This is a genomic window from Alteromonas gracilis (assembly GCF_036870955.2).
Lineage (GTDB): Bacteria > Pseudomonadota > Gammaproteobacteria > Enterobacterales > Alteromonadaceae > Alteromonas > Alteromonas gracilis_A.
This window is the reverse complement of record NZ_CP145482.2, coordinates 2,332,819-2,356,877: the sequence shown is the minus strand read 5'-3', so window position 1 is coordinate 2,356,877 and position 24,059 is coordinate 2,332,819. Positions and strand designations below refer to the sequence as shown.

Below are 24,059 nucleotides of genomic sequence, written 5' to 3'. Positions count from 1 at the left end.
AAAGTAACAGTGAACAGACACGAGACTGTCTGGCATAAGATTAAATAGGTATAAAAAATTCATGCAGCAAGCCGACAATTCGGACATACAAATTAGGCGCTTTTTCGAGTATTTAAAAGCGTACAAAATGCCCTTTGTTTTTGCCATTATCGGAATGATAGGTTACTCCGCCGTCGATACTTTTGTGTTTGCTCAACTGCAACCCATGATCGACGAATCACTTGGCAAAAATGACCACGCGTATTTACGTCTTGCGGCGTATGCAATTGTTCCGCTGTTTTTGTTGCGCGGCTTTTTCAATTTTCTTGGTAGTTACACGCTAAGTTGGATTGGCGCTCAAGTGGTAATGCGTATGCGTCAGCAACTCTTCGACAAGTACATACATTTGCCCGTTGCTTTTCACGATAACCACGCTGTGGGTGGATTGATCAGTAAAGTCACGTATGACACTGAACAAGTTGCCAATGCATCGGGTAAAGCATTGCTAACTTTAGTTCGAGAAGGTGCGTTAGTAGTGGGATTGCTATGTGTAATGTTCTATTACTCATGGCAGCTTTCCTTGATTTTTTTACTGATTGGCCCGCTAGTTGCCATTATTGTCTCATTCGTGAGTAAGCGTTTTCGTGTAGTTAGCAAAAATATTCAACAGTCGATGGGTAATTTAACATCGTCTGTTGAACAAGCAGTGAAGGGGCACAAAGTGGTCATTATGTTTGGGGGCAGGAAATCGAGCAAGCCCGATTCAAACAAAAGAATAACCACAATCGTCAGCAGACGATGAAATTAAATGTTACGTCTATTTTGAGCGTCTCCTCAATTCAGGTGATTGCCTCGATTGCCCTCGCGGTTGTGTTATTCATAGCTAGCACTCCGGGAATGTTAGAAGAACTGACCGCCTATGTTTTTATAAACGTTGTATTTTGCATGGTAATGCTGCTAAAGCCTCTTAAGCAGTTAACGACCATCAACAACCAATTTCAGAAAGGTATGGCGGCCTGCGCAAGTATTTTTGAAATACTTGATGAACGCGACGAAGACGACAATGGTAATGTTGTACTTAAGAGAGCGAAAGGAAAACTAGAATTCGATAACGTGACGTTTTCGTATCCGGGTAAACAAAACCCTGCACTTAGTAACGTGAGTTTCAGCGCCAATCCTGGGCAATCTATAGCCCTCGTGGGTCGCTCTGGTAGCGGTAAGTCTACGATATCTTCATTACTTACTAGGTTTTATGTACCACAAACCGGGGAGATACGCCTCGATGACGCACCGCTCAATAGCATTGATTTGAAGTCATTGCGTGCGCAATTCGCTGTGGTATCTCAAAACGTAACCCTATTTAACGACAGCATTGCCAACAATATCGCTTACGGTGCTACCCAGAATGTTTCTAGAAAGCAAATTGAAGAAGCGGCTAAAATGGCTCATGTCGAAGAATTTCTGACAAATCTTCCAGACGGTTTAGACACGGTAATCGGTGAAAATGGCTTAATGCTTTCTGGCGGTCAACGACAACGTATTGCTATTGCCAGAGCCATATTAGCCGATGCGCCTATCTTGATTCTAGATGAAGCAACATCGGCATTGGACACCGAATCAGAGCGACTTATTCAAGATGCTCTAGAAACATTGCAGAAGCGCTGTACAAGCATTGTGGTCGCACACCGACTATCTACGATTGAAAATGCGGATTGTATAATGGTGGTTGAACAAGGCCGAATTATCGAGCAGGGCAGACACAGTGAGTTACTGGATAAAGGCGGTCACTACGCTCAGCTTCATTCTCTTCAATTTGGTGAGGCCAAGTGACGGTTAAGCAACCTCAAACATTTCAGCAAAAGTGGTACAACGGCCATCCTCTAGTTTGGTTGCTATCGCCTTTTGCACTGCTGTTTTTCTTCTTATCTGGCTTCAGGCGTTTACTGTTTAAGGTGGGATTAAAAAAGTCATATCGCCCTGATGTGCTTAGGTAGTTGTGGTGGGCAATATATCGGTAGGTGGAAACGGCAAAACGCCCGTTGTTTTAGCCCTAGCAGAATACTATAAAAAGCGTGGCGTTACCGTTGGCATATTAAGCCGCGGCTACGGTGCGCAATCACCAGTTTACCCGCGCATTGTTAATGTTGATGACAATCCAGCAGAGGTTGGAGATGAGCCTCGTCTACTAGCGGGACGGAGCGGATGCACTGTGGTCATTGACCCTGTTCGCGCGCGCGGTGCCAAATATCTAGAATCGCATTGTGGCTGCGACTTAATTATCTGTGATGATGGGTTACAGCACTATGCACTAAGTCGCGATATTGAACTTGTAGTAATGGACGACAGGCGTATTGGGAGTGGCTATCTTCTGCCAATGGGCCCGTTGCGAGAAGGGATATGGCGCTTAGGTAATGTTGATGCCGTAATTCATAATGGTTCGTCGATACCGGATTTTGACCAAAGTGTGGCGCCACAGTTTTTGATGTCACTTTCAGCAGGTGAATTTGTTAACGTGGCAAATGGTGAGGAGACCACGTCTTTGGCGTCGTTGCAGTCTGTTCAATGCAGTGCTTTAGCCTAAGATAGGCTCACCGCAGCGTTTTTTTACGCAATTAAGAGCCATGGGATTACAATTGGCGGAAACGAAAGCCTTGCCTGATCATCATGCATTTTCGCAGCAAGATATCGTTTCAGGGACCGTGATCATGACAGAAAAGGACGCAGTAAAAGTTAAGGCGTTTGCACATCATGATTGTTGGTATTTACCAGTAACAGCTCAAATCTCAGCTGATTTTTATCAATTAATTGACTCTAAACTGCTTAATGCGGGATTAAGGTTAAACAAAGAAATTAAGGAATAATAAGCATGGCCTTTGATAAAAAGCTTTTAGAAGTTCTTGCCTGCCCAGTGTGCAAAGGTAAACTGGTTCTAAGCGATGACAACAGTCAATTAATCTGCCGTTTTGACCGCTTAGCATATGACATTAAGGAAGGTATACCTGTTCTTATTGAAAGCAAAGCGACCACCTTGTCACTCGATGAAGTAGACGCAACGAGATAGGTATACACATGTCATTTATTGTAGTGATACCAGCACGTTTTGGTTCAAGCCGTTTCCCCGGAAAACCTCTTGCGATGATAGAGGGTAAGCCGATGATTCAACACGTCGTTGAGCGCGCTAATGAAGCTGGTGCAACCAGAGTTATAGTCGCGACTGATGATAGCCGCATTCAAAATGTCGTGGAAGGTTTTGCAGACGTTTGTATGACTTCTTCAGATCACCAGTCTGGCACAGAACGCATTGCCGAGGTGATACAAAAGAAGCGTATTCCGCCTGAAAGTATAGTAGTAAACGTACAAGGTGATGAGCCTTTCATACCAGCAGAAAACATTACTCAAGTAGCTCAAAATCTTGCACAAGCGACACAATGCCAAATGGCCACGCTATCAACCCCGATAAATACTGCTGAGGATGTTTTCAATCCTAACATTGTGAAAGTATTGGTAAATAACGCAAAAGAGTCTATCTACTTTTCGCGTTCACCAATACCGTTTGAAAGAGAGCGCATGATGACTAACCCCACGTCTGCAGACACCAAACTGTATAAGAGGCATATCGGGATCTATGCGTATCGCGCACAGTATGTTCAACAATATGTAGATTACGTTCCAAGCACCCTAGAGCAAATTGAATCATTGGAGCAACTAAGAGCTATTTGGTATGGCGACAAGATCCACTGTGACGTTGCGATAGCACCGCCGCCAATTGGGATTGATACACCGGAAGATCTAGAGCGATTGTTAAACACTATAAATTAATTATCAAATTGATTTCGACAAGGGGAGCGTTATGAATGTAGTTATAACAGGTGGAAATCGTGGCATTGGACTGGCATTAACCAAACAGTACAAAGCTCGAGGAGCAAACGTATTCACAACGTGCAGAAACAGTTGTGACGAGCTGAATAATACAGGCGTGACGATTATAAACGGTGTTGATGTATCACAGCCTGATTCTCTACCAGAAAAACTTGCTCCTCTTATGGATGTTGATATTGATTTATTAATAAATAACGCTGGCGTATTAGGGCGAGAAAGTCTTAATGATTGGGATCCGAATACAATTGACTATCAATTTAGGGTAAACGCGCTTGGTGCGTTGCTAGTAACGCAAGCACTTTTACCTCGAATGACCAGCGGCAGTAAAATTGCACTTATCTCTAGCCGAATGGGCTCAATGGAGGATAATAGCTCAGGTGGATACTATGGTTATAGAATGTCAAAAGCTGCTTTAAATGCGGCTGGGGTGTCTATGGCCAATGATTTAAAGCCGAAGGGCATTGCCGTTGGCGTTTTTCATCCAGGTTTTGTGCAAACTGAAATGGTAAATGGTGCCGGGGACATTGATGCAGACACTAGCGCACAAAAATTACTTGCAAGAATTGATGAGCTTAACCTTTCTAACTGCGGTCGCTTTATTCATTCAAACGGTGATGTGCTGCCGTGGTAATTAATTGAGATAGGTAGTAAAAAGAGGCGCTATTAAAAATAATATGCGCCTCTTTGCGTTTGGTTGCACTAAAATAGCTATTTGGGCTTTTTTACTGGGATTACTCTTCGTCCTGATCTTCCGATAGTACAGCCCAAACATCGTGTTCATTTGCGTGTATTACTTCAGCCCATACTCGGTCACCAGGCTTAACGTCGTGGACACCATTTAGATGCACAACGCCATCAACCTCTGGCGCGTCTGCATACGTTCTGCCCACTGCACCTTCCGCGTCTACACTGTCAATGACCACTTGATACTCATTGCCAATTCGCGCTTTTAATCGAGCAGCACTAATTTCACCTTGAACTTCCATAAAGCGTGCAAGACGTGCTTGCTTTACATCTTCAGGTACTGGGTCTGGTAAGTCATTAGCTCTAGCACCTTCTACCGGTGAATAGGCAAATGCGCCAACACGGTCTAATTGTGCTTCACGCAAAAAGTCTAATAGTTCTTCGAATTCCTCTTCAGTTTCACCAGGGAAACCAACGATAAACGTAGAGCGAATAATCAGAGATGGACACTGTTCACGCCACTTTTTAACACGTTCAAGTACGCGTTCTGACGAGCCAGGGCGCTTCATTAAGCGCAAAATTCGTTTACTAGCGTGTTGAAAAGGAATATCTAAATAAGGAAGAATTTTACCTTCATTCATCAATGGAATAAGGTCATCCACATGTGGGTAAGGATAAACGTAATGCAAGCGAACCCAAATTCCCATTTCACCCATCTTTTCACACAGTTGTTGCATGTGTGTTTTAACAGGCATGCCATCCCAAAAGCCCGTTCTGTGCTTTACGTCAACACCATAAGCGCTGGTATCTTGGGAAATGACGAGTAATTCTTTAACGCTAAGCTTCTTTTAAACGTTTAGCTTCGTCTAAAACATTGCCAACGGGTCGACTAACTAAATCGCCTCGCATTGATGGGATGATGCAGAAAGTGCAGCGGTGATTACAGCCTTCAGAAATCTTCAAATAAGCGTAATGCCTTGGTGTCAGCTTTACACCATGATCGGGGATCAGGTCTTCGAAAGGGTTGTGGCTGGGCTTTGGTAGATGATCATGCACTTGTTCAACGACAGTTTCATAGGCATGAGGGCCAGTAATAGCCAATACGTTGGGGTGCAGCTCACGTATTTCGTCTTCTTTGACCCCCAGACAACCCGTTACGATTACCTTTCCGTTTTCCTTAAGCGCTTCGCCGATGGTGTCTAGTGACTCTTCAACGGCCGCATCAATAAAGCCACAGGTATTAACAATCACAAGGTCAGCATCATTGTACGTTGGCACCACGTCATAGCCTTCGGTGCGAAGCTGCGTAAGAATTCGCTCAGAATCCACCAAGTTCTTTGGACAGCCTAAGCTCACGAAGCCAATTCTATTACCGGTACTTGCGGTGGATTGCTTTCCTTCACTCAGCACCTTTACTGGCGTCTCAAGAGTCGTGGTTTTATTGGCTATTTTATTTGGATTGAACGTTTCTACTGTCATCTAAAATATCACCCGGTAAATGACTGTGCTTAAAATGGCCGCGGATTATACAGCAACTGGATGGTTTTCGCAGTACTTTACAGCGACTAATTTATGAGATGTGGGCGCAAACGTAAACGTATTTCTTGCACCTTTAAAATGATAATAGTAGCCCCATTATACTAACGGTAAGCAATCGACGATAAATACTAAAAAGCATGCTAAAGCTTCCCCTTAAATATTACGATGAATCCGGTCGAATACTGCCGCCTAAATGGCTGTACACTATACTAATTTTGTTATGCATTGATTGGCTCGCATTCATTTTTTCGTTGGCTTCGCGCTCGCAAACCGAAGCGTTGCTACAATTTTTCTATCCTCAAAAGGAAAGCCTTGGGCTAGGCCTTGCCGCGAGTTTGCCTGTGTTAGTAGGTTTGCTTTTGGTGAGTCAAAGAGAGAGATTGTGGAAACGGGATGTCACAGCATGGCGCTTTATCGTAATACCTGCAACTCAGTTAGGTGTGTTGTCCTTACTGGCGGTTCAAATCTATTACGCCATGCACCATCAATGGGGGTTTGAATACGTAACTGGCATTAAACTTCTTTTTTATGGTGTTGCACTTTATGCCATATCGAGAAGTCGACATTTAAAGTGGATGATTGTAGATTGGGCTAACCCTCATCCACAGGACGATGACACAAGAAAAAAACGCAATTGACTAAAGCGCGCTGACCTTTGCTATCGAGGGATGACTGCAAAGGTTAACGCGCCTTAAAGACAGGCTAGTGTTGCAGAAATTTGTGATTATTTAATGCTTGTTCGTAGTAGGCGAAAACGCTAATTTGACTATCGTTGACCAGTCGTTCATAGCAAATTCCTGCAAATGCATACGTATTCTCACCAATTTTTAAAAATACCGAAGGTGCATCAGGGTTAGATTGGTCGTAGACCCAGTCACCACCAATTTGTGCTTTTAGTACTTCACCAACGTATGCGCCGAAGACATTACAAATAGTAAATACCGCTTCATCCTCAAGGGCCTGGTCGTGATATTTGTCGATAAAACTCAGCAAGATGTCATCAACAAGGCGTATACTAGACGGCGAGTTGTCTAGCTCAATATTAAACTCAGTCGACGCAGCCACTGCTGCATCATTAGCACAATCAGACATGAGTTTGTTAAGCTCTTCAGGTGTCATGTTATTTTCCTTTTCACCGTTGGCTGTAATGCGTAAAGCGCACTGTAAAAGTGATGCCATTACAATTTGTTATCTTATTGTGCGAAAGTTATCGGCTAATGTCTATTTTTGTCCAGTTATTCGATTTATTACGCTAGCGGCAGCAAACATGCCAAATGTAGCAGTAACCGTAACCACGGCGCCGAACCCTCCTGCGCAATCAAGACGCGTGCCGCCTTCCATCGCAGATTTGTTGTAACAGACTGAACCATCGGGCTGTGGATAACGCAATTGTTCTGTAGAATAAATGCACTCAACACCAAAACGGCGTTTCGGGTTTTTACTAAAATTATAATTGCGCCTAAGCTCGCTTCGTAATTTAGCGGCTAATGGATCTTGCGTCGTTTTCGCTAAATCACCACGGGTTACCTGCGTGGGATCAATTTGGCCTCCAGCGCCTCCTACCGTCACAATAGGTATTTTATTGCGTTTACAGTGCGCTATCATGGCCGCTTTTGCGCGTATGCTATCTGTAGCGTCGACAACACAATTATGTGCATCGGTAAAAAGCTCTGAGACGTTGTCGGGCGTCACAAAGTCTTCTATGCAGTGCACCTTGCAATTAGGGTTAATCAAAGCGATACGCTTTGCAATGGCCTCAACTTTTGCTTCACCTATGGTGTCAGCAAGTGCGTGAATTTGTCGATTGGTGTTTGTAATGCAGACATCGTCTAAGTCGATTAGCGTAATGGTTCCAACACCAGAGCGAGCAAGCGCTTCTGCTGTCCAACTGCCTACACCACCGATTCCAGCAATCGCAACGTGACTGTTCGCTAAATTGTTGGTTTGTTCTTCACCGTACAAACGTACGATGCCACCTAGACGGGGATCTTCTGACATCTTATCTTTTCTCGACTCTTTTCATGGTTTATGAGAGACCTTATGGTACAAAGTCTAAATGTGTATTTTCGCCGCGCATGATCGCAAAAATTTTCAATAATGCAAGTCTTACTGGTGTCGCTTTTACTGCATCTACAGTAAGGTAATGGCTAGGTTGGATAGCAGTTTAGTCCTCCTAATGCGTAGAACAGCGAAACTAAGAAAATTGATAGCCTCTTAAGCCTATTTTGTATAGAGGGAACTGTATGTCTAAACATTATGATGCTGTCATTGTTGGTGCTGGCATCATCGGCGCCGCAACACTTCATCAATACGTCGAAACTTACCCACAGAAAACGGTATTGTTAATAGAGAAAGAGTCTCAAAGCGCGCTACATCAGACTGGACGAAACTCTGGGGTAATTCATGCAGGAGTTTACTACCCACCACATTCCCTGAAATCGCAATACTGTATTGAAGGCCTTCACGATACACTTTCTTGGTGTAAAACCTACAACCTTCCGTTTGAGCAGTGTGGAAAGCTCATCGTTGCTACTAATGACAATGAACTAGAGCGATTAGAAACGCTTTATCAAAATTGTAAAGAAAACGGGTTACAGCCCACAAAGGTTAGTGGTGAAAGGTTATCATCCATGGAGCCTAACATAGTCGGCAAGGAAGCGATTTGGGTAAAAATGACCGGGATTACCGATTATTCACAAATTTGCCGAAGTTTTATCAACCTTGCTCATGACACGAAGCGTGTCGATATGCTCTTTAATTGCGTTGTCAAAAGCATAGAAGAAAAACACAACGAAGTGTCTATTGCCGTGTTGCAAAATTCGACAGGAAGCAACGATGGTCAAGAAGAAATCGATATTCATTGTGACCAACTTATTTGCTGCGCAGGTGCTTACGCTGACACACTTATTCGATCACAGGGATTGACACCAGACTTTAAAATTATGCCCTTTAAAGGCGTCTACCATCGCCTAAGTGAGCAATTTAACAATGTAAGCAAGCGCCTGATTTATCCAGTCCCAGATCCTGCTATGCCTTTCCTTGGTGTCCATCTAACCAAAATGATAGGGGGTTACACGACTGTCGGCCCAAACGCAGCTTTGGCTTTAGGCCGCGAGGCCTATTCAAACTTTCCGGCTCTATCAGAAATTTACCGAACGCTTAGCTACGGTGGGTTGTACAAGCTATTGTGGCAATACAAAAGTAGCGTTGCTTCAGAATTAACGTCATCGTTTAGTAAAAGGTATTACGCTGAGTTGGTAAAGCGCTACTGCCCAGCGGTTTGTGTTGAGCACTTTAGCGACTACTCTAAGCCTGGAATTCGTGCACAAGCTGTCTCCGATAGTGGAAAACTCTTACATGATTTTAAATTTGTTAAAACAGAACGCGTGCTTCACGTTGGCAATGCGCCATCTCCGGCCGCAACCAGTGCCATGCCTATAGCAAGAGCCATAATTAAGGAAATGGCCTAAACAGCTAAAACTCAACTAAACGCTTTTATTTACAGTTTTTTTAGAATAATAAATCCGTATTTAAGCAACATACGTTCTATTAGATACATGCTTTAATAATCACAACTTAGTGATGAAATGAGAGGAGCGTAGGACATGGGCTTACTAGTCGACGGAAAATGGCAGGATAAGTGGTACGACACGAGTAAAAGTGGGGGAAGTTTCAGCGACAAGCTTCTCAATTTAGATCTGACATCTCAAGCGAGGAAGGCGCTGAATTTACACCAGAGTATGGTCGATATCACTTATATGTTTCGTTAGCGTGCCCGTGGGCTCACCGAGCGCTTATTTTTAGAAAATTAAAAGGTCTAGAAAAGCACATAGACATCTCAGTGGTTTCTCCTGATATGCTCGATAAAGGGTGGGAATTCGATACCTATCCTGGAGCAACAGGTGATGCACTCTATGGATTTGACTTTGCTCATCAACTCTATACAAAAGCCAAGTCGGACATCACAACGCGTGTAACTGTACCCATCCTGTGGGATAAAAAGACAGAAACCATTGTTAACAATGAATCTGCTGAAATTATTCGCATATTTAACAATAGATTCAATTCACTCACGGGAAATAGTGACGATTACTATCCTGAGGCGCTAAGGCAAGAAATTGATACCATTAATGACATGGTTTATCACAACGTTAACAATGGTGTATATAAATCAGGTTTTGCTACAACACAAGACGCTTATGAAGAAGCGGTTATTGCGCTGTTTAATGCATTAGATGTTTTAGAAGAGAGATTAAGCCGTCAACGTTTCTTAGTGGGCGATGTCATTACCGAGGCTGACTGGCGCTTATTTACCACGTTAATTCGCTTTGACCCTGTTTATCATGGCCATTTCAAGTGTAATCTCAAGCAAATTGCAGACTACCCAAATATATTTGGATACATGAAAGAGCTATATCAGATAGAGGGTATTGCTGAGACTGTTAACTTTGATCATATAAAACGACACTATTATTACAGTCACACTATGATTAACCCAACGCAGGTAGTTCCGCTTGGGCCTAAACAAGATTTATTTTCGCCTCATGGTAGAGATAGACAGTATTAGAGGCATACCTATGAGCAATACAAGCAACAGCAGGTCGCTTCTAAAGCGAATTAAGGGCATTAAAACCAGTGATGGGGCGGGGGTCTCATTAACAAGAATTATTGGTCAGCCTACTATGCCTAGGCTAGACCCTTTCTTAATGTTGGACTTTTTTGGGTCAGACAAACCAGGCGAGTACATAGCTGGGTTTCCATCACATCCGCACAGAGGTTTTCAGACCGTGACATATATGCTCGCTAGGTAGAATGAGGCATAAAGACTCTGTAGGTAACGAAGGTGTTATTGAAGCGGGCGGTATACAGTGGATGAACGCAGGCAAGGGCATTATTCATGAAGAAATGCCAGAGCAACAAGAAGGCTTACTGAAGGGCTTTCAGCTTTGGGTTAATTTACCTGCTTCAGAGAAAATGTCTGATCCTAATTATCAAGATATCTCCCCAAGCAGTGTGCCAAGCGTTGCCGTAGGCGACGCAATGGTGAAAGTATTGGCGGGCGTTGTGGCTGGTGCTACAGGTCCAGTTAAAACAACCGCAGTCGCGCCTACTTTTGTTGATGTCTCGTTAGCTGCAGGAGAAGTCAGCTTGCCTATATCTGCAACGGATAGTGCATTTATTTATGTATATCAGGGTGACGTCACACTACTAGAGAGTAACGAAACACATGCTTTGACTGAGGGGGAGCTAGGCGTATTGACGCAAAAGGGAGATAAAGTACACCTAGCCACAGAGAGCGAAACTAAGTTCATTATGGTGTCAGGTAAGCCAATTAACGAGCCTGTCGTGCAATACGGTCCCTTTGTTATGAATACTCAGGCAGAAATTATGCAGGCGTTTAACGATTATCAAAATGGAAGTCTAGCAAGTGCCTAGTCTATCTATTTGACCAATGAAAGTTACAAAATTAAAGCGAACTAGGCTGTATTAAGGCTCGCTTGCTCTAACACGCTTATAGTGTAGAGATAATCAGTCGTGATAATCTAACGAGCATTACACAACTGGTGTCTTCAATTATGCATTTTGAGCGTGTAAACCTAAATTATGTCATCCCTCTGTTAGAATTCGAAGAGGACAACAAGCATTACTTTGAACAGTATATCGCGCCTAGAGAGGATGCGTTTTATTCTCTTGAAGGCTTAGCTTCTCACATAACCGAACTAGATCATCATGCTCAACGTGGCCGCGCGCATAGTTTATTGTTGTTTGATGGTCACCAGATTATTGCTAGGGCTAATCTTAAGAATATCATCAAGCAAAAGGCTGAGATTGGCTATAGGGTAGCTATGCACGCAACGGGAAGGGGCGTAGCGTCTCTGTGCGTCTCGCACCTCTGTTTTGAAGCAAAAAGCATGAAGATAAAAAGACTGATTGCCGAGGTGATGGATAATAATAGTGCGTCAGAAAGAGTACTTTTGAATAGTGGCTTCTCTGCGCAACTTTGTTACTTAAAAAAGCATTATCATGCCCATCAGCGTCGCAATAGTATTCTGTATCACAAATACCTGAACTAAATTTGCATTAGTAATTACTACAGCCAAGTGATTTAATAGAAGCAAAGTGTCGAAACACGACGTTTAATCGACTGTTTATGTATTTATTTAGGGAACAAGGAACCTAATGGCAACTGCAATTACGTGCTTTAAAGCTTATGACATCCGAGGCAAACTCAATACCCAACTCACTGAAGAAGTGGCCTATCGCATAGGTTTCGCGTACGCCAAAACGCTTTCGGCTAAAACTGTCGTTGTTGGCAGCGATGTTAGATTAACGTCCACGCCATTGAAGCTTGCCTTGAGCGCAGGGCTAATCGATGCTGGTGCTGATGTACTCGACATCGGTATGGCAGGCACAGAGGAAATATATTTTGCGACTAAACACTTAGGTGTTGACGGTGGCATTGAAGTTACCGCTAGCCACAATCCAATCGACTACAATGGAATGAAACTCGTTAAGGCCGATTCTGTTCCCATTAGCGGTGATACTGGCCTAAATGCAATCAAAGACGCTGCTGAGTCATTAGACGAGAAAGACGTGAGCGAGCGACTAGGTTTTTACACTGATGGTTGCGTGATTGATGCTGAAGCATTTTTTAATGGTAAAGCGCACGTTGACATTGCAAAGTTGAACGAAACCAAAAAATATCAGCCTACAACATGCATGGACGATTATGTGTCGCACATGTTGTCTTATGTTAATTTGGATAATTTCAAGAATAGCGCTCCGCTTAAAGTCGTCGTAAATGCTGGTAACGGCGCGGCAGGTCCGGCATTAGATGCTATTGAGCAAGGCTTGAAAGATAAAGGCGTGGCAATTGAATTTATCAAAGTGCATCACAACGCTGACGGTACATTTCCAAATGGTATTCCTAATCCGTTATTGCCTGAGAATCGTGCAGATACAGCAGAGGCCGTAAAATCGTCAGGCGCTGATTTTGGTATAGCATGGGATGGTGATTTCGACCGTTGTTTCTTGTTTGATGCAGATGGTCAATTTATTGAAGGGTATTACATTGTAGGTCTTCTCGCTGAAGCATTTATTGAAAAGAGCCGCGACAGTAAAATTATCTACGACCCTCGCGTGTACTGGAATACTGAAGCAATTGTGGAAAACGCTGGCGGTACGCCGATTAAGTCAAAAACAGGACATGCGTTTATCAAGGAGCGTATGCGTAAAGAAGATGCGGTTTACGGCGGCGAAATGAGTGCACATCATTATTTCCGAGACTTCGCCTATTGCGATTCAGGTATGATCCCGTGGCTACTTATCGCCGAGTTGTTATGCGTTAAAAAGCAGCCACTTGCTGATATGGTAAAGGCGCGCATAGAGGCCTTTCCTTCTTCAGGTGAGATAAATAGTTTACTAGAAGACGCCGATGCGGCGTTGAAGCGGGTAACTGAAAAGTATAAGCCCTTTGCAGAGGTGGTTGATGAAACCGATGGACTTGGATTAGAGTTTGGCACATGGAGGTTTAACCTTCGTAAGTCAAACACTGAACCCGTTATTCGTCTTAATGTTGAATCGAAGGGAGATATCCCACTGATGAAACAAAAGACAGAAGAATTGCTTGCATTGATAAGAGCATAATTTAGGGCTCAAGGTAACACCATAAATAAAAAGCGGGCCAATTGGCCCGTTTTTGTTTCACCCGTTTATATTAAGTACTCTTAACGAAGGTTAACAAAGTTTACATTTGGTTATGCGTAACTATTAGTTGCCTGATAAAAGCCATATCATCCAAGCGTGAGTAACAACAACTACAGTAGTCAGTGCCATTCGCAGGCTGATGTAGCTGACAATTTGTTCTTTTGGCAGCACCAACGTGAACTTGTCGTACACAAGTATGGCTACGTATGACACAGATAGAAGGCCAAGTGCCTTAATGTCGTAAGAGAATACCAAACACACCCAACCTATAATGGTTGGTAACATGGCGATATACATTTGTTTACCATACCGCTGATTGCTCACAGCGTCCCACCAGTGTACGCCACCAAAAAATGAAAGCAATACCGCTGAATACTGAATAAAGTATGACGCGCTCTGTGTTGTCGATAATAGATTAAATTGAAGTGCTATTGGCATGGCAATAAAAGGAATTAAACCAGCTAATCCTAATAAAACGGCTGAATAGGGCATTGATACTCCTTAAACAAAAATAGCGCCTGCAAGGCGCTATTTTTACTGTCGATAGTAATACTAAGTTCAGTATTACTTGATTGGGCTGTACTTACGCTGGTTGTGACCAGTGTAAAGTTGACGAGGACGACCAATTTTTTGTTTAGGATCGCTCATCATTTCATGCCAGTGTGAAATCCAGCCTACTGTACGAGACAGGGCGAAGATACACGTAAACATGTTGGTAGGAATACCAATTGCTTTAAGTACGATACCAGAGTAGAAGTCAACGTTCGGGAACAGCTTCTTCTCTGCAAAGTACGGGTCGCTTAACGCGATTTTTTCAAGTTCCATTGCAACTTCAAGAAGTGGATCTTTAACGTTTAGTTCGCTAAGCACTTCATGGCAGCTTTCGCGCATTACGGTAGCACGTGGATCGTGGTTTTTGTAAACGCGGTGACCGAAGCCCATAAGACGGAATGGGTCGCTCTTATCTTTAGCGCGTGCAATAAACTCAGGAATACGGTCAACTGTGCCGATTTCTTCAAGCATATTTAGACATGCTTCGTTTGCACCACCGTGTGCTGGGCCCCAAAGTGATGCTACACCTGCTGCGATACACGCATAAGGGTTAGCACCTGAAGAGCCTGCTAGACGTACTGTAGACGTTGATGCATTTTGCTCGTGGTCGGCGTGAAGCGTAAAGATACGGTCCATAGCGCGCTCAACAGCCGGGCTGATTTGGTACTCTTCTGCAGGTACAGAGAACATCATATTCAGGAAGTTAGCTGCATAGCTCAAATCGTTACGCGGGTAAACGAACGGTTGACCAATATTGTACTTGTAGCACATAGCCACAAGCGTAGGCATTTTCGCAATTAGGCGGTGTGCGCTGCGAATACGTTGTTCTTCATTCGAAACATCTAAATCACTGTGATAGAACGAAGACATCGCGCCAACAGTTCCGCAAAGCATCGCCATAGGGTGTGCGTCGTTGCGGAAGCCATGGAAGAACATGTTAATTTGCTCATGTACCATGGTGTGACGAGTAATAGTGTCTTTAAACTCAGCGTATTGCTCTTTTGATGGAGCGTCGCCGTGAAGAAGCATGTGACACACTTCTAGGTAGTCTGCGTCGCGAGCAAGTTCTTCGATAGGAAACCCACGGTGCAATAACACACCTTGTGCTCCATCGATATACGTGATCGCTGACTCGCAAGATCCAGTCGCCATAAAACCTGGGTCGTACGTGAAATAGCCGTGTTGACCAAGCGTACGAACGTCAATTACATCTTGTCCTTCGGTGCCAGACAAGATAGGAAGCTCGATTTCCTTACCGTCAGCTTTAAGAATGGCTTTCTGATCTGCCATATAATGCTCTCCTCAGAATGGTTCTGTTTGCAGCGAAAACGGATGAAAATATCCGCTTCGTTGGGAAAAGTGGGCGTATTTGTACTTTATTATGCACTAACAAGTCAATTTAATTGCATATATGCACAATAAATATTCCGAATTGCTCAAAAAAATAATTAGCAATCGGATAACGATTTCTTAACGCGTTTGGAATTCACTTCGCCCGATACGGTGCAATTATCAATGGCTTTTTAACAAAGGTAAACCACCGATCGATAAATATATTAGCACCTCAGTTTAAAAAGTAACCTTTTGATGTGGAATAATTACCCATACAGATTAAAAGTCGTTAATTTCTGATGCATACGCGTAGTTATTGTTAGTACGTGCTGGTAAACTTCACACCACTGTTTACACAGTCGAATACGTAAGTTGTAGGCAATTTTGATCTCTTTTTAGGGAAAGTAATTACAAAATGTGAATTCTGAGACTAAAGTCTTACTACGGCACAAAAAATTGTAATTATATACTACGCTGGATATACTCAGCGGTGCTTTGAATATGGAATAATTATTCTGTTATAAGCATTAAAGAATAATTCACAAATTGTTAACAACTCAATGGATGAGGCAATTAACAGGTTAAGAATCGAATTCACTTACCCAGGACATAATAAAGGTAAGAAATTCATTATCCCCTACGGATTAAACAGGCATACATTGTGAAAAAGCAAAGACCAGTAAATTTAGAACTCAATACTATTAAATTTCCGCCTTCTGCTATTTCGTCAATTCTCCACCGTGTAACCGGTGTTGCTATGTTCTTCGCGCTACTTTTTGTTATTTGGGCATGGGCAGTTTCTGTTCATTCACCTGAAGGTTTCGCGAACGTTCAAGCAATCATGGACGGTTTCCTTGGAAAATTTGTCGCAATTGGCACAGCTTCAGCGCTGACATATCACATTCTAGGCGGCCTAAGACACGTTGTTATGGATTTAGGTCACTGGGAAGAATTAGAGTCGGGCAACACAAGTGCAAAAGCAGTAATCGCACTTTGGGTTGTACTGACCGTAGTATTGGGAGTTGCATTATGGTAACCAACCAAGCAAGCATAAAGCGCGATGGCGTTCAAGATTACGTTTCACTACGCGCTACCGCAGCAATTATTTTCGCGTACTCGGTTTTCATGGCGTGGTTCTTTATCACCACCGATAACATAACGTTTATTGAATGGCGAGGGTTGTTCTCTGGCCTAGCTATGAAAGTTTTCACATTGGCAGCACTTGTAGCAGTGATGATCCACGTACGTATCGGCCTATGGCAGGTACTAACAGACTACGTAAAAGCGTCTGGTTTACGTGCAGTACTACAATATATTTTAAATATCATCGCGTTCGGCTACGTTGCTGTTGGCCTATTCGTATTGTGGGGAGTGTAAGATGAGTTTACCCGTTCACGAGTTTGATGCAGTAGTAATTGGTGCTGGTGGTGCAGGTATGCGCGCTGCACTTCAGATTTCAGAATCTGGAAAATCATGTGCACTACTGTCTAAAGTATTTCCAACCCGTTCTCACACTGTGTCTGCACAGGGTGGCATTACCGTTGCGCTAGGTAATTCACACGAAGATAACTGGGAATGGCACATGTACGATACCGTAAAGGGTTCTGATTATATCGGTGACCAAGACGCTATCGAATATATGTGTAAAACCGGTCCTGAGGCGATCATTGAAATGGAAAACATGGGTCTTCCTTTCTCTCGCTTCGAAAACGGTAAAATTTATCAACGTCCTTTCGGCGGCCAATCGAAAAACTTTGGCGGCGAGCAGGGCGCTCGTACGGCAGCAGCTGCTGACCGTACAGGTCACGCACTGCTACACCTTCTTTACCAGCAAAACGTAAAGAACAAAACGAAAGTGTTTTCTGAATGGTATGCGCTAGACCTAGTGAAAAACCAAGATGGTGACGTTGTAGGTTGTACTGCAATCGACATCGAGACTGGCGAGGTAGTTTACTTCAAATCACGTGCTGTTGTTTTAGCAACAGGTGGTGCGGGTCGTATTTACGCGTCAACAACAAACGCACACATTAACACTGGTGATGGTGTTGGTATGGCGCTACGTGCGGGCGTTGCGGTTCAAGATATGGAAATGTGGCAGTTTCACCCAACGGGTATTGCTTACGCAGGTACCTTGGTAACAGAGGGTTGTCGTGGTGAAGGTGGTTACCTTCTAAATAAAGACGGCGAGCGTTTCATGGAGCGCTATGCACCTAACGCGAAAGACCTAGCAGGTCGTGACGTTGTTGCACGTTCAATGATGACAGAAATCCGTGAAGGACGTGGTTGTGAAGGCCCATGGGGTACTCATATTAAGCTTAAGCTTGACCACCTTGGTAAAGACGTACTTGAATCGCGTCTTCCGGGCATCCTTGAGCTTTCACGTACATTTGCACACGTTGACCCAGTGAAAGAGCCAATTCCAGTAATTCCTACTTGTCACTATATGATGGGTGGTATTCCTACAAATGTTGACGGCCAATGTCTAACTGTTGATGAGAACGGTAATGACAAGGTTGTTAACGGTCTATTCGCTTGTGGTGAGATTGCGTGTGTATCGGTACACGGTGCGAACCGTCTTGGCGGTAACTCACTACTTGACCTTGTTGTATTCGGTCGTGCGACTGGTTTACACCTTGGTAAGACATTGTCTGAAATGGCACCAACACGTGACGCATCAGAGTCTGATCTTGAAGCTTCAATGACGCGTTTCAATCGTTGGGAAAATTCAGAGAAAGGTAAGGGCGAAGACCCAGTACAAATTAAGAAAGACTTGCAGAAATGCATGCAGCTTAACTTCTCAGTATTCCGTGAAGGTGAAGCCATGGCGGATGGTCTTAAGGAACTTGGCGAAATTCGCGAGCGACTTAGCCATGCACGTCTTGACGACAAGAGCGCAGACTTCAATACCCAGCGTATTGAGTGTCTAGAGCTAGATAACCTTATGGAAACCGCGTACAGCACAGCAGTAGCAGCGAACTTCAGAACGGAAAGCCGTGGCGCACACAGCCGCTTCGACTTCCCAGATCGTGACGATGAGAACTGGTTATGCCACAGCATCTACGATCCGAACACTGATAAAATGCTTAAACGTGAAGTAAATATGGCGCCTAAGCTTAGGGAAGCATTCCCACCTAAAGTGCGTTCATATTAAGAGAGGCAACGATCATGCAATTAACTTTTTCGATTTATCGTTACAACCCCGAAGTAGACGCGAAGCCTCGCATGCAGGACTACACTCTAGAATTAGAGGAAGGTCAAGACATGATGGTACTCGACGCCCTACTAGCACTTAAAGAGCAGGATCCGACGCTTTCTTTCCGTCGTTCGTGCCGTGAAGGTGTGTGTGGTTCAGACGGTGTGAACATGAATGGTAAAAACGGCCTAGCATGTATCACTCCGCTGTCAGCGCTAGGTAAGGGTAAAATTGTTGTACGTCCACTTCCAGGTTTGCCAGTAGTGCGTGACCTTGTAGTAGATATGACACAGTTCTATACACAGTACGAGAAGATTAAGCCATTCTTAATCAACGACAGCAAACAGCCGCCAGCACGCGAGCACCTCCAGTCTCCTGAAGAGCGCGCGAAGCTAGACGGTCTGTACGAGTGTATTCTGTGTGCGTGTTGTTCTACATCATGTCCGTCGTTCTGGTGGAACCCGGACAAGTTCATTGGTCCTGCGGGTCTACTTCACGCCTATCGCTTCCTAATCGATAGCCGTGACACTGCGACAGAAGAGCGTCTTAACGACCTTGATGATGCGTTCAGCGTATTCCGCTGTCACGGTATCATGAACTGTGTAAGTGTTTGTCCTAAGGGCTTGAACCCAACAAAAGCGATTGGCCAAATTAAGTCAATGCTTTTACAACGGGCTGTTTAGTACTATATTCTGATAACTTCTTCTAGTTACAGATAGCGATACTCTAAATAGCCATCCCAATAGGATGGCTATTTTTTTATATATTCGCAGTTATAACACTTGGTTATGCTGAGAATAACCTTATAATACATCTTGATTGTTAACTAGATTTTATAAAACGTAGCAAGGCAAATTAAATGCAAGAAAGCGTGATGAAAGCGTGGTGGGATTCCTCGCACATGGCAGGTGCCAACGCTGCCTATGTTGAAGAGTTGTATGAAGCATATTTAGAAGACCCTCAAAGTGTCTCTGAAACTTGGCGACAAATCTTCGATAACCTCCCCAAAGTCGATGGCGTAGAGTTAGAAACCAATCATACAGCAATTAAAAATCAATTTAGGCAACTTGCTGCGTTAGGGCCTACTGCCCGTATGTCTAGTCCATCTGTGCCTTCAGCAAATGTCTCAGATGACAGGCAAGTTAAAGTTCTCCAGTTAATCAATGCTTTTCGTTTTCGCGGTCATCAGAACGCTAACCTTGACCCGCTAGGGTTATGGAAGCAAGAACGCGTTCGCGATATTGAGCTTTCTCACCATAATCTTTCTGAACAAGATTTTGATTCAGTATTTAACGTTGGTTCTTATGCCATCGGTAAAGACTCTATGTCTTTAGGTGAGTTGTTTAAGTCGCTTAATCGCACTTATTGCGGTTCTATCGGTGCTGAGTACATGCACATCACCGACACTGACCAAAAGCGTTGGTTACAACAAAAAATAGAATCAGTACAGGCAAAACCTGAAATTGCACGAGATGAGAAACTTAGCATCTTGAAAGGATTGACTGCTGCTGATGGCATGGAAAAGTACTTGGGTTCTAAGTTCCCGGGTGCAAAGCGTTTCTCACTAGAAGGTGGTGACGCGCTAATTCCAATGCTTAAGGGTTTGATTACCAAAGCCGGTACCGCGGGTACGAAAGAAGTAGTTATCGGTATGGCTCACCGCGGCCGTTTGAACGTGCTAGTTAACGTTCTTGGTAAAAACCCATCAGTGTTATTTGATGAGTTCTCCGGTAAGCACGACGACTCGCTAGGCGCGGGTGACGTGAAATACCATGCAGGCTTCTCGTCAGATTTCGCGACGCCAGGCGGCAACGTTCACTTAGCGCTAGCGTTTAACCCTTCTCACCTTGAAATAGTCAACCCAGTGGTGATGGGATCAGTTCGCGCGCGTCTAGCACGACGCAATAACGACACTAATACCGTGTTGCCAATCACCATTCACGGTGACTCGGCAATCGCTGGTCAAGGCGTGGTACAAGAAACCTTCAATATGTCACAAACTCGCGGCTTTGCTGTGGGTGGTACCGTACGTATTGTGGTTAACAACCAAGTTGGTTTTACAACGTCGAAGACAGAAGATACGCGCTCAACGCAATACTGTACTGACATTGCGAAAATGGTGCAGGCACCTATTTTCCATGTTAACTCAGACGACCCAGAAGCAGTTGCATTCGTAACTCAGCTTGCGCTTGAATATCGCAATAAGTTCAAGAAAGATGTGGTAATCGATTTAGTGTGTTACCGCCGTCATGGCCACAACGAAGCTGATGAGCCAAATGCAACTCAGCCGTTGATGTATCAAAAAATTAAAAAACACCCAGTACCTCGCGCTATCTATGCAGACCAGCTTATCGCGGAAGGCGTCATAGAACAGCGTGATGCTGACCGTTATATTGAAGAATATCGTGCTGCTCTCGATCATGGGGCATGCGTTGTGGAAGAGTGGCGTCCAATGACTGAGCACAGTGTAGACTGGTCTCCGTATCTTGGTCACGATTGGGATACGCCATATGATGGTTCGCTGTCAGTTGAAAAACTTAAAGCGCTAGGCGAGTCTATTACGACCATTCCAGAAGAGCACAAGCTTCAATCGCGCGTTAACAAGCTTTACCAAGACCGTAAAGCGATGGTTGCTGGAGAGAAGCTGCTCGATTGGGGTATGGCAGAAAACTTAGCCTATGCCACTATTGTTGACGCCTATGAAGATATTCGTATTACAGGTCAAGACTCTGGCCGTGGTACCTTCTTCCACCGTCACGCTGTTTTGCATAACCAAAAAGATGCTTCTACTTATATGCCGCTTCAGCACATTCGCGACGGGCAGGGTGAAATTGAAATTTACGACTCTGTGCTTTCAGAAGAAGCGGTTATGGCGTTTGAATACGGTTTCGCAACGGCAGAGCCAACGTGCCTAACTATTTGGGAAGCTCAGTTTGGTGACTTCGCAAACGGTGCCCAAGTAGTATTCGACCAATTTTTAAGCTCAGGTGAAGCAAAGTGGGGCCGTCTGTGTGGTCTTACCGTTTTACTTCCACACGGTTATGAAGGTCAAGGTCCAGAGCATAGCTCTGCACGTCTTGAGCGTTTCCTTCAAATGTGTGCTGACCACAACTGGCAAGTGTGTGTACCTTCTACACCTGCACAGGTTTACAACATGCTTCGTCGCCAAGTTGTGCGTCCAATGCGTAAACCTCTTATTGTTATGTCACCTAAGTCATTGTTACGTCATCCGCTTGCTGTATCTTCAATGGAAGAATTAGCGGAAGGTAAATTCCACAATGTTATCGGTGAAATTGACGATATTGATCCGAAGAACGTTAAGCGCGTGGTGATGTGTTCAGGCAAGGTTTACTACGATTTGTTGGATCAGCGCCGTAAAAATGAGCAAACAGACGTTGCAATCATTCGTTTAGAGCAACTTTATCCATTCCCACAAGAAGAATGCGCTAAAGTTGTGGCACAATACAGCCACGTTAAAGATTGGGTTTGGTGCCAGGAAGAGCCTCAAAACCAAGGCGCTTGGTACTGTAGCCAACACCACTTCTGGCAAGCAATTCCAGATGGTGCAAAATTAACATATGCGGGCCGTGATGCATCCTCGTCGCCTGCAGTAGGTTATGTTTCCGTTCACAACCAGCAACAAAAAGCGCTGGTTGAAGACGCACTCACAATTAAATAAGGAACAGTAATGACAATTGAGATAAAAGTTCCGGTTCTACCTGAGTCAGTTGCCGATGCCACCATTGCAACCTGGCACGTTAAAGCTTATGACGCAGTTAAACGAGACCAGAACCTGGTTGATATCGAAACTGATAAAGTGGTTTTAGAAGTTGTGGCGCCAGCGGACGGTACAATGGGTGAAATCCTAAATGATGAGGGTGCGACAGTTTTAGGCGAGCAAGTCATTGCTAAGTTAGAAGAGGGCAGCGCCGCTGCTCCTGCTACGTCTAAATCAGATGAGCCAAAAGAAGAATCAAAGGCTACTGCACCTGCGGCTTCTGGTAAAGCTTCTGACGTAAAAGTACCTGTTCTTCCAGAGTCAGTTGCTGATGCTACTATTGCTACATGGCACGTTGCGGTAGGCGAAGCAGTATCACGCGACCAAAACTTGGTAGATATCGAGACCGACAAAGTTGTTCTTGAAGTTGTAGCGCCAGCTGATGGTTCACTAAGCGAAATCATTGCAGAAGAAGGTGCAACGGTTACTGCTGAAGAAGTAATTGCAAAGTTCGTTGAAGGCGCAGCGAGCGGCGCAGCAGCGCCAACTGCATCTGCTGAAGCTGACGATAGCGACGACAGCAGCGATGCACTAAGTCCTTCAGTTCGCCGTCTACTTGCTGAAAAAGGCGTAGATGCGGCGAAAGTGAAAGGTACAGGTAAAAATGGCCGTATCACTAAAGAAGACGTAGAAAAATATCTTAAAGGCGGCGACAGCTCAGCTAAGGCAGCGCCTGCAGCAGCTGAAGCACCAGTGGCAGACTTGCCAACGGGTAATCGCACTGAGAAGCGCGTTCCAATGACACGTCTTCGTAAGACTATTGCGAATCGTCTTCTTGAAGCGAAGAACTCTACGGCCATGCTAACTACGTTTAATGAAGTTAACATGAAGCCAATCATGGACCTTCGTAAACAGTATCAAGAGAGCTTCGAAAAACGTCACGGCATTCGTTTAGGCTTTATGTCGTTCTACGTTAAAGCAGTTACTGAAGCACTTAAGCGCTTCCCAGAAGTTAACGCGTCAATTGACGGTGATGACATTGTTTATCACAATTACTTCGACGTATCGATTGCCGTTTCTACACCACGTGGCCTTGTAACGCCAGTACTTAAAGATACTGACACGCTTGGCATGGCAGGTGTTGAAAAAGGAATTAAGGAACTAGCACTTAAAGGTCGTGACGGTAAACTGTCACTGGCTGAACTACAAGGTGGTAACTTTACAATCACCAACGGTGGTGTGTTTGGTTCACTAATGTCTACACCAATCATTAACCCGCCGCAAAGCGCAATTTTGGGCATGCACAAAATCCAAGATCGCCCTATGGCAGTTAATGGCAAAGTAGAAATTCTACCAATGATGTACCTAGCGCTTTCTTATGACCACCGTATTATCGATGGTAAAGAATCAGTTGGGTTCTTGGTAACAGTTAAAGAGATGCTTGAAGATCCAACACGTCTACTACTAGACGTATAA

At 44.1% G+C, this 24,059-nt stretch carries 19 protein-coding genes and 4 pseudogenes; 18 read left to right on the top strand and 5 right to left on the bottom strand.

Annotated features, from left to right (window positions below):
* The first annotated feature begins 61 nt into the window (after positions 1 to 61).
* From msbA to V6N89_RS11370, 6 genes and pseudogenes are all read left to right on the top strand, one after another.
* Positions 62 to 1,809 (top strand): annotated as a pseudogene (gene msbA, locus V6N89_RS11395) (lipid A export permease/ATP-binding protein MsbA).
* Positions 1,810 to 1,978: 169 nt separating this feature from the next.
* Positions 1,979 to 2,560 (top strand): tetraacyldisaccharide 4'-kinase, encoded by a 582-nt coding sequence (gene lpxK, locus V6N89_RS11390; RefSeq protein WP_346992711.1) that lies wholly within the window; start codon positions 1,979 to 1,981, stop codon positions 2,558 to 2,560.
* 40 nt (positions 2,561 to 2,600) lie between these two features.
* Entirely contained in the window at positions 2,601 to 2,840 is a 240-nt protein-coding gene (locus V6N89_RS11385) for a tetraacyldisaccharide 4'-kinase (protein ID WP_346992710.1), read from the top strand.
* A gap of 5 nt (positions 2,841 to 2,845) precedes the next feature.
* Positions 2,846 to 3,040, top strand: a complete 195-nt coding sequence (locus tag V6N89_RS11380; protein ID WP_338517634.1) for a Trm112 family protein — start codon at positions 2,846 to 2,848, stop codon at positions 3,038 to 3,040.
* A gap of 8 nt (positions 3,041 to 3,048) precedes the next feature.
* Positions 3,049 to 3,798 (top strand): 3-deoxy-manno-octulosonate cytidylyltransferase, encoded by a 750-nt coding sequence (kdsB, locus tag V6N89_RS11375; protein ID WP_338517633.1) that lies wholly within the window; start codon positions 3,049 to 3,051, stop codon positions 3,796 to 3,798.
* A 31-nt stretch (positions 3,799 to 3,829) separates the two neighbouring features.
* Positions 3,830 to 4,489 (top strand): SDR family oxidoreductase, encoded by a 660-nt coding sequence (locus V6N89_RS11370; protein WP_346992709.1) that lies wholly within the window; start codon positions 3,830 to 3,832, stop codon positions 4,487 to 4,489.
* A 100-nt stretch (positions 4,490 to 4,589) separates the two neighbouring features.
* Here V6N89_RS11370 and rimO read toward each other — a convergent pair.
* Positions 4,590 to 6,021: pseudogene (gene rimO / locus V6N89_RS11365) on the bottom strand (30S ribosomal protein S12 methylthiotransferase RimO).
* 197 nt (positions 6,022 to 6,218) lie between these two features.
* On the opposite strand from rimO, the gene V6N89_RS11360 reads away from it, so the two are divergent.
* Positions 6,219 to 6,719 carry a DUF2919 family protein gene (locus V6N89_RS11360; RefSeq protein ID WP_338517632.1) on the top strand — a complete coding sequence of 167 codons (501 nt, stop codon included), beginning with the start codon at positions 6,219 to 6,221 and terminating at the stop codon, positions 6,717 to 6,719.
* A 64-nt stretch (positions 6,720 to 6,783) separates the two neighbouring features.
* Here the strand turns inward: V6N89_RS11360 and V6N89_RS11355 are convergent, their stop codons facing one another.
* Together V6N89_RS11355 and tcdA are read right to left on the bottom strand one after the other, a co-directional pair.
* Positions 6,784 to 7,200: a hypothetical protein gene (locus tag V6N89_RS11355; protein ID WP_338517631.1), complete on the bottom strand. Its 417-nt coding sequence runs from the start codon at positions 7,198 to 7,200 to the stop codon at positions 6,784 to 6,786.
* Between the two features lie 102 nt (positions 7,201 to 7,302).
* Positions 7,303 to 8,079, bottom strand: coding sequence for a tRNA cyclic N6-threonylcarbamoyladenosine(37) synthase TcdA (gene tcdA, locus V6N89_RS11350; RefSeq protein ID WP_338517630.1), 777 nt, complete (start codon positions 8,077 to 8,079; stop codon positions 7,303 to 7,305).
* Positions 8,080 to 8,324: 245 nt separating this feature from the next.
* Here tcdA and lhgO point away from each other — a divergent pair, with 245 nt between their 5' ends.
* The 5 genes and pseudogenes from lhgO (at position 8,325) to V6N89_RS11325 (ending at position 13,728) form a co-directional block, all read left to right on the top strand.
* Positions 8,325 to 9,551 (top strand): L-2-hydroxyglutarate oxidase, encoded by a 1,227-nt coding sequence (lhgO, locus tag V6N89_RS11345; protein ID WP_346992708.1) that lies wholly within the window; start codon positions 8,325 to 8,327, stop codon positions 9,549 to 9,551.
* Positions 9,552 to 9,686: 135 nt separating this feature from the next.
* Positions 9,687 to 10,648: pseudogene (locus V6N89_RS11340) on the top strand (glutathione S-transferase family protein).
* 10 nt (positions 10,649 to 10,658) lie between these two features.
* A pseudogene (locus V6N89_RS11335) lies at positions 10,659 to 11,517 on the top strand (pirin family protein).
* Positions 11,518 to 11,657: 140 nt separating this feature from the next.
* Positions 11,658 to 12,155: a GNAT family N-acetyltransferase gene (locus tag V6N89_RS11330; protein ID WP_338517627.1), complete on the top strand. Its 498-nt coding sequence runs from the start codon at positions 11,658 to 11,660 to the stop codon at positions 12,153 to 12,155.
* 106 nt (positions 12,156 to 12,261) lie between these two features.
* The gene (locus V6N89_RS11325) at positions 12,262 to 13,728 is read left to right on the top strand and encodes a phosphomannomutase CpsG (protein WP_338517626.1); all 1,467 of its coding nucleotides are present in this window, start codon (positions 12,262 to 12,264) and stop codon (positions 13,726 to 13,728) included.
* Positions 13,729 to 13,851: 123 nt separating this feature from the next.
* On the opposite strand, the gene V6N89_RS11320 is transcribed toward V6N89_RS11325, so the two are convergent.
* On the bottom strand, positions 13,852 to 14,280 hold the full coding sequence (locus V6N89_RS11320) for a DUF3429 domain-containing protein (protein ID WP_338517625.1): 429 nt from the start codon (positions 14,278 to 14,280) through the stop codon (positions 13,852 to 13,854).
* A gap of 72 nt (positions 14,281 to 14,352) precedes the next feature.
* Positions 14,353 to 15,630, bottom strand: coding sequence for a citrate synthase (locus V6N89_RS11315; RefSeq protein WP_346992707.1), 1,278 nt, complete (start codon positions 15,628 to 15,630; stop codon positions 14,353 to 14,355).
* Positions 15,631 to 16,333: 703 nt separating this feature from the next.
* Between V6N89_RS11315 and sdhC the strand changes: the two genes are divergently transcribed.
* From sdhC to odhB, 6 genes are all read left to right on the top strand, one after another.
* Entirely contained in the window at positions 16,334 to 16,708 is a 375-nt protein-coding gene (sdhC, locus tag V6N89_RS11310) for a succinate dehydrogenase, cytochrome b556 subunit (RefSeq protein WP_071814724.1), read from the top strand.
* Positions 16,702 to 17,049, top strand: coding sequence for a succinate dehydrogenase, hydrophobic membrane anchor protein (gene sdhD, locus V6N89_RS11305; RefSeq protein ID WP_338517623.1), 348 nt, complete (start codon positions 16,702 to 16,704; stop codon positions 17,047 to 17,049). The genes sdhC and sdhD overlap by 7 nt, the downstream gene beginning before the upstream one ends.
* A gap of 1 nt (position 17,050) precedes the next feature.
* Positions 17,051 to 18,823 (top strand): succinate dehydrogenase flavoprotein subunit, encoded by a 1,773-nt coding sequence (gene sdhA / locus V6N89_RS11300; RefSeq protein ID WP_346992706.1) that lies wholly within the window; start codon positions 17,051 to 17,053, stop codon positions 18,821 to 18,823.
* Positions 18,824 to 18,837: 14 nt separating this feature from the next.
* Positions 18,838 to 19,548: a succinate dehydrogenase iron-sulfur subunit gene (locus V6N89_RS11295; RefSeq protein ID WP_338517622.1), complete on the top strand. Its 711-nt coding sequence runs from the start codon at positions 18,838 to 18,840 to the stop codon at positions 19,546 to 19,548.
* Positions 19,549 to 19,724: 176 nt separating this feature from the next.
* Positions 19,725 to 22,544, top strand: coding sequence for a 2-oxoglutarate dehydrogenase E1 component (sucA, locus tag V6N89_RS11290; protein WP_346992705.1), 2,820 nt, complete (start codon positions 19,725 to 19,727; stop codon positions 22,542 to 22,544).
* A gap of 9 nt (positions 22,545 to 22,553) precedes the next feature.
* Positions 22,554 to 24,059 carry a 2-oxoglutarate dehydrogenase complex dihydrolipoyllysine-residue succinyltransferase gene (odhB, locus tag V6N89_RS11285; protein ID WP_346992704.1) on the top strand — a complete coding sequence of 502 codons (1,506 nt, stop codon included), beginning with the start codon at positions 22,554 to 22,556 and terminating at the stop codon, positions 24,057 to 24,059.

Excerpts from the sequence above, each read along its gene's own strand:
- odhB (WP_346992704.1), top strand. The coding sequence starts at position 22,554 with ATGACAATTGAGATAAAAGTTCCGGTTCTACCTGAGTCAGTTGCCGAT.
- tcdA (WP_338517630.1), bottom strand. The coding sequence starts at position 8,079 with ATGTCAGAAGATCCCCGTCTAGGTGGCATCGTACGTTTGTACGGTGAA.
- sucA (WP_346992705.1), top strand. The coding sequence starts at position 19,725 with ATGCAAGAAAGCGTGATGAAAGCGTGGTGGGATTCCTCGCACATGGCA.
- V6N89_RS11370 (WP_346992709.1), top strand. The coding sequence starts at position 3,830 with ATGAATGTAGTTATAACAGGTGGAAATCGTGGCATTGGACTGGCATTA.
- V6N89_RS11360 (WP_338517632.1), top strand. The coding sequence starts at position 6,219 with ATGCTAAAGCTTCCCCTTAAATATTACGATGAATCCGGTCGAATACTG.
- sdhD (WP_338517623.1), top strand. The coding sequence starts at position 16,702 with ATGGTAACCAACCAAGCAAGCATAAAGCGCGATGGCGTTCAAGATTAC.
- V6N89_RS11320 (WP_338517625.1), bottom strand. The coding sequence starts at position 14,280 with ATGCCCTATTCAGCCGTTTTATTAGGATTAGCTGGTTTAATTCCTTTT.
- V6N89_RS11380 (WP_338517634.1), top strand. The coding sequence starts at position 2,846 with ATGGCCTTTGATAAAAAGCTTTTAGAAGTTCTTGCCTGCCCAGTGTGC.
- V6N89_RS11325 (WP_338517626.1), top strand. The coding sequence starts at position 12,262 with ATGGCAACTGCAATTACGTGCTTTAAAGCTTATGACATCCGAGGCAAA.
- V6N89_RS11385 (WP_346992710.1), top strand. The coding sequence starts at position 2,601 with ATGGGATTACAATTGGCGGAAACGAAAGCCTTGCCTGATCATCATGCA.
- sdhA (WP_346992706.1), top strand. The coding sequence starts at position 17,051 with ATGAGTTTACCCGTTCACGAGTTTGATGCAGTAGTAATTGGTGCTGGT.
- kdsB (WP_338517633.1), top strand. The coding sequence starts at position 3,049 with ATGTCATTTATTGTAGTGATACCAGCACGTTTTGGTTCAAGCCGTTTC.
- V6N89_RS11295 (WP_338517622.1), top strand. The coding sequence starts at position 18,838 with ATGCAATTAACTTTTTCGATTTATCGTTACAACCCCGAAGTAGACGCG.
- lhgO (WP_346992708.1), top strand. The coding sequence starts at position 8,325 with ATGTCTAAACATTATGATGCTGTCATTGTTGGTGCTGGCATCATCGGC.
- V6N89_RS11315 (WP_346992707.1), bottom strand. The coding sequence starts at position 15,630 with ATGGCAGATCAGAAAGCCATTCTTAAAGCTGACGGTAAGGAAATCGAG.
- V6N89_RS11355 (WP_338517631.1), bottom strand. The coding sequence starts at position 7,200 with ATGACACCTGAAGAGCTTAACAAACTCATGTCTGATTGTGCTAATGAT.
- V6N89_RS11330 (WP_338517627.1), top strand. The coding sequence starts at position 11,658 with ATGCATTTTGAGCGTGTAAACCTAAATTATGTCATCCCTCTGTTAGAA.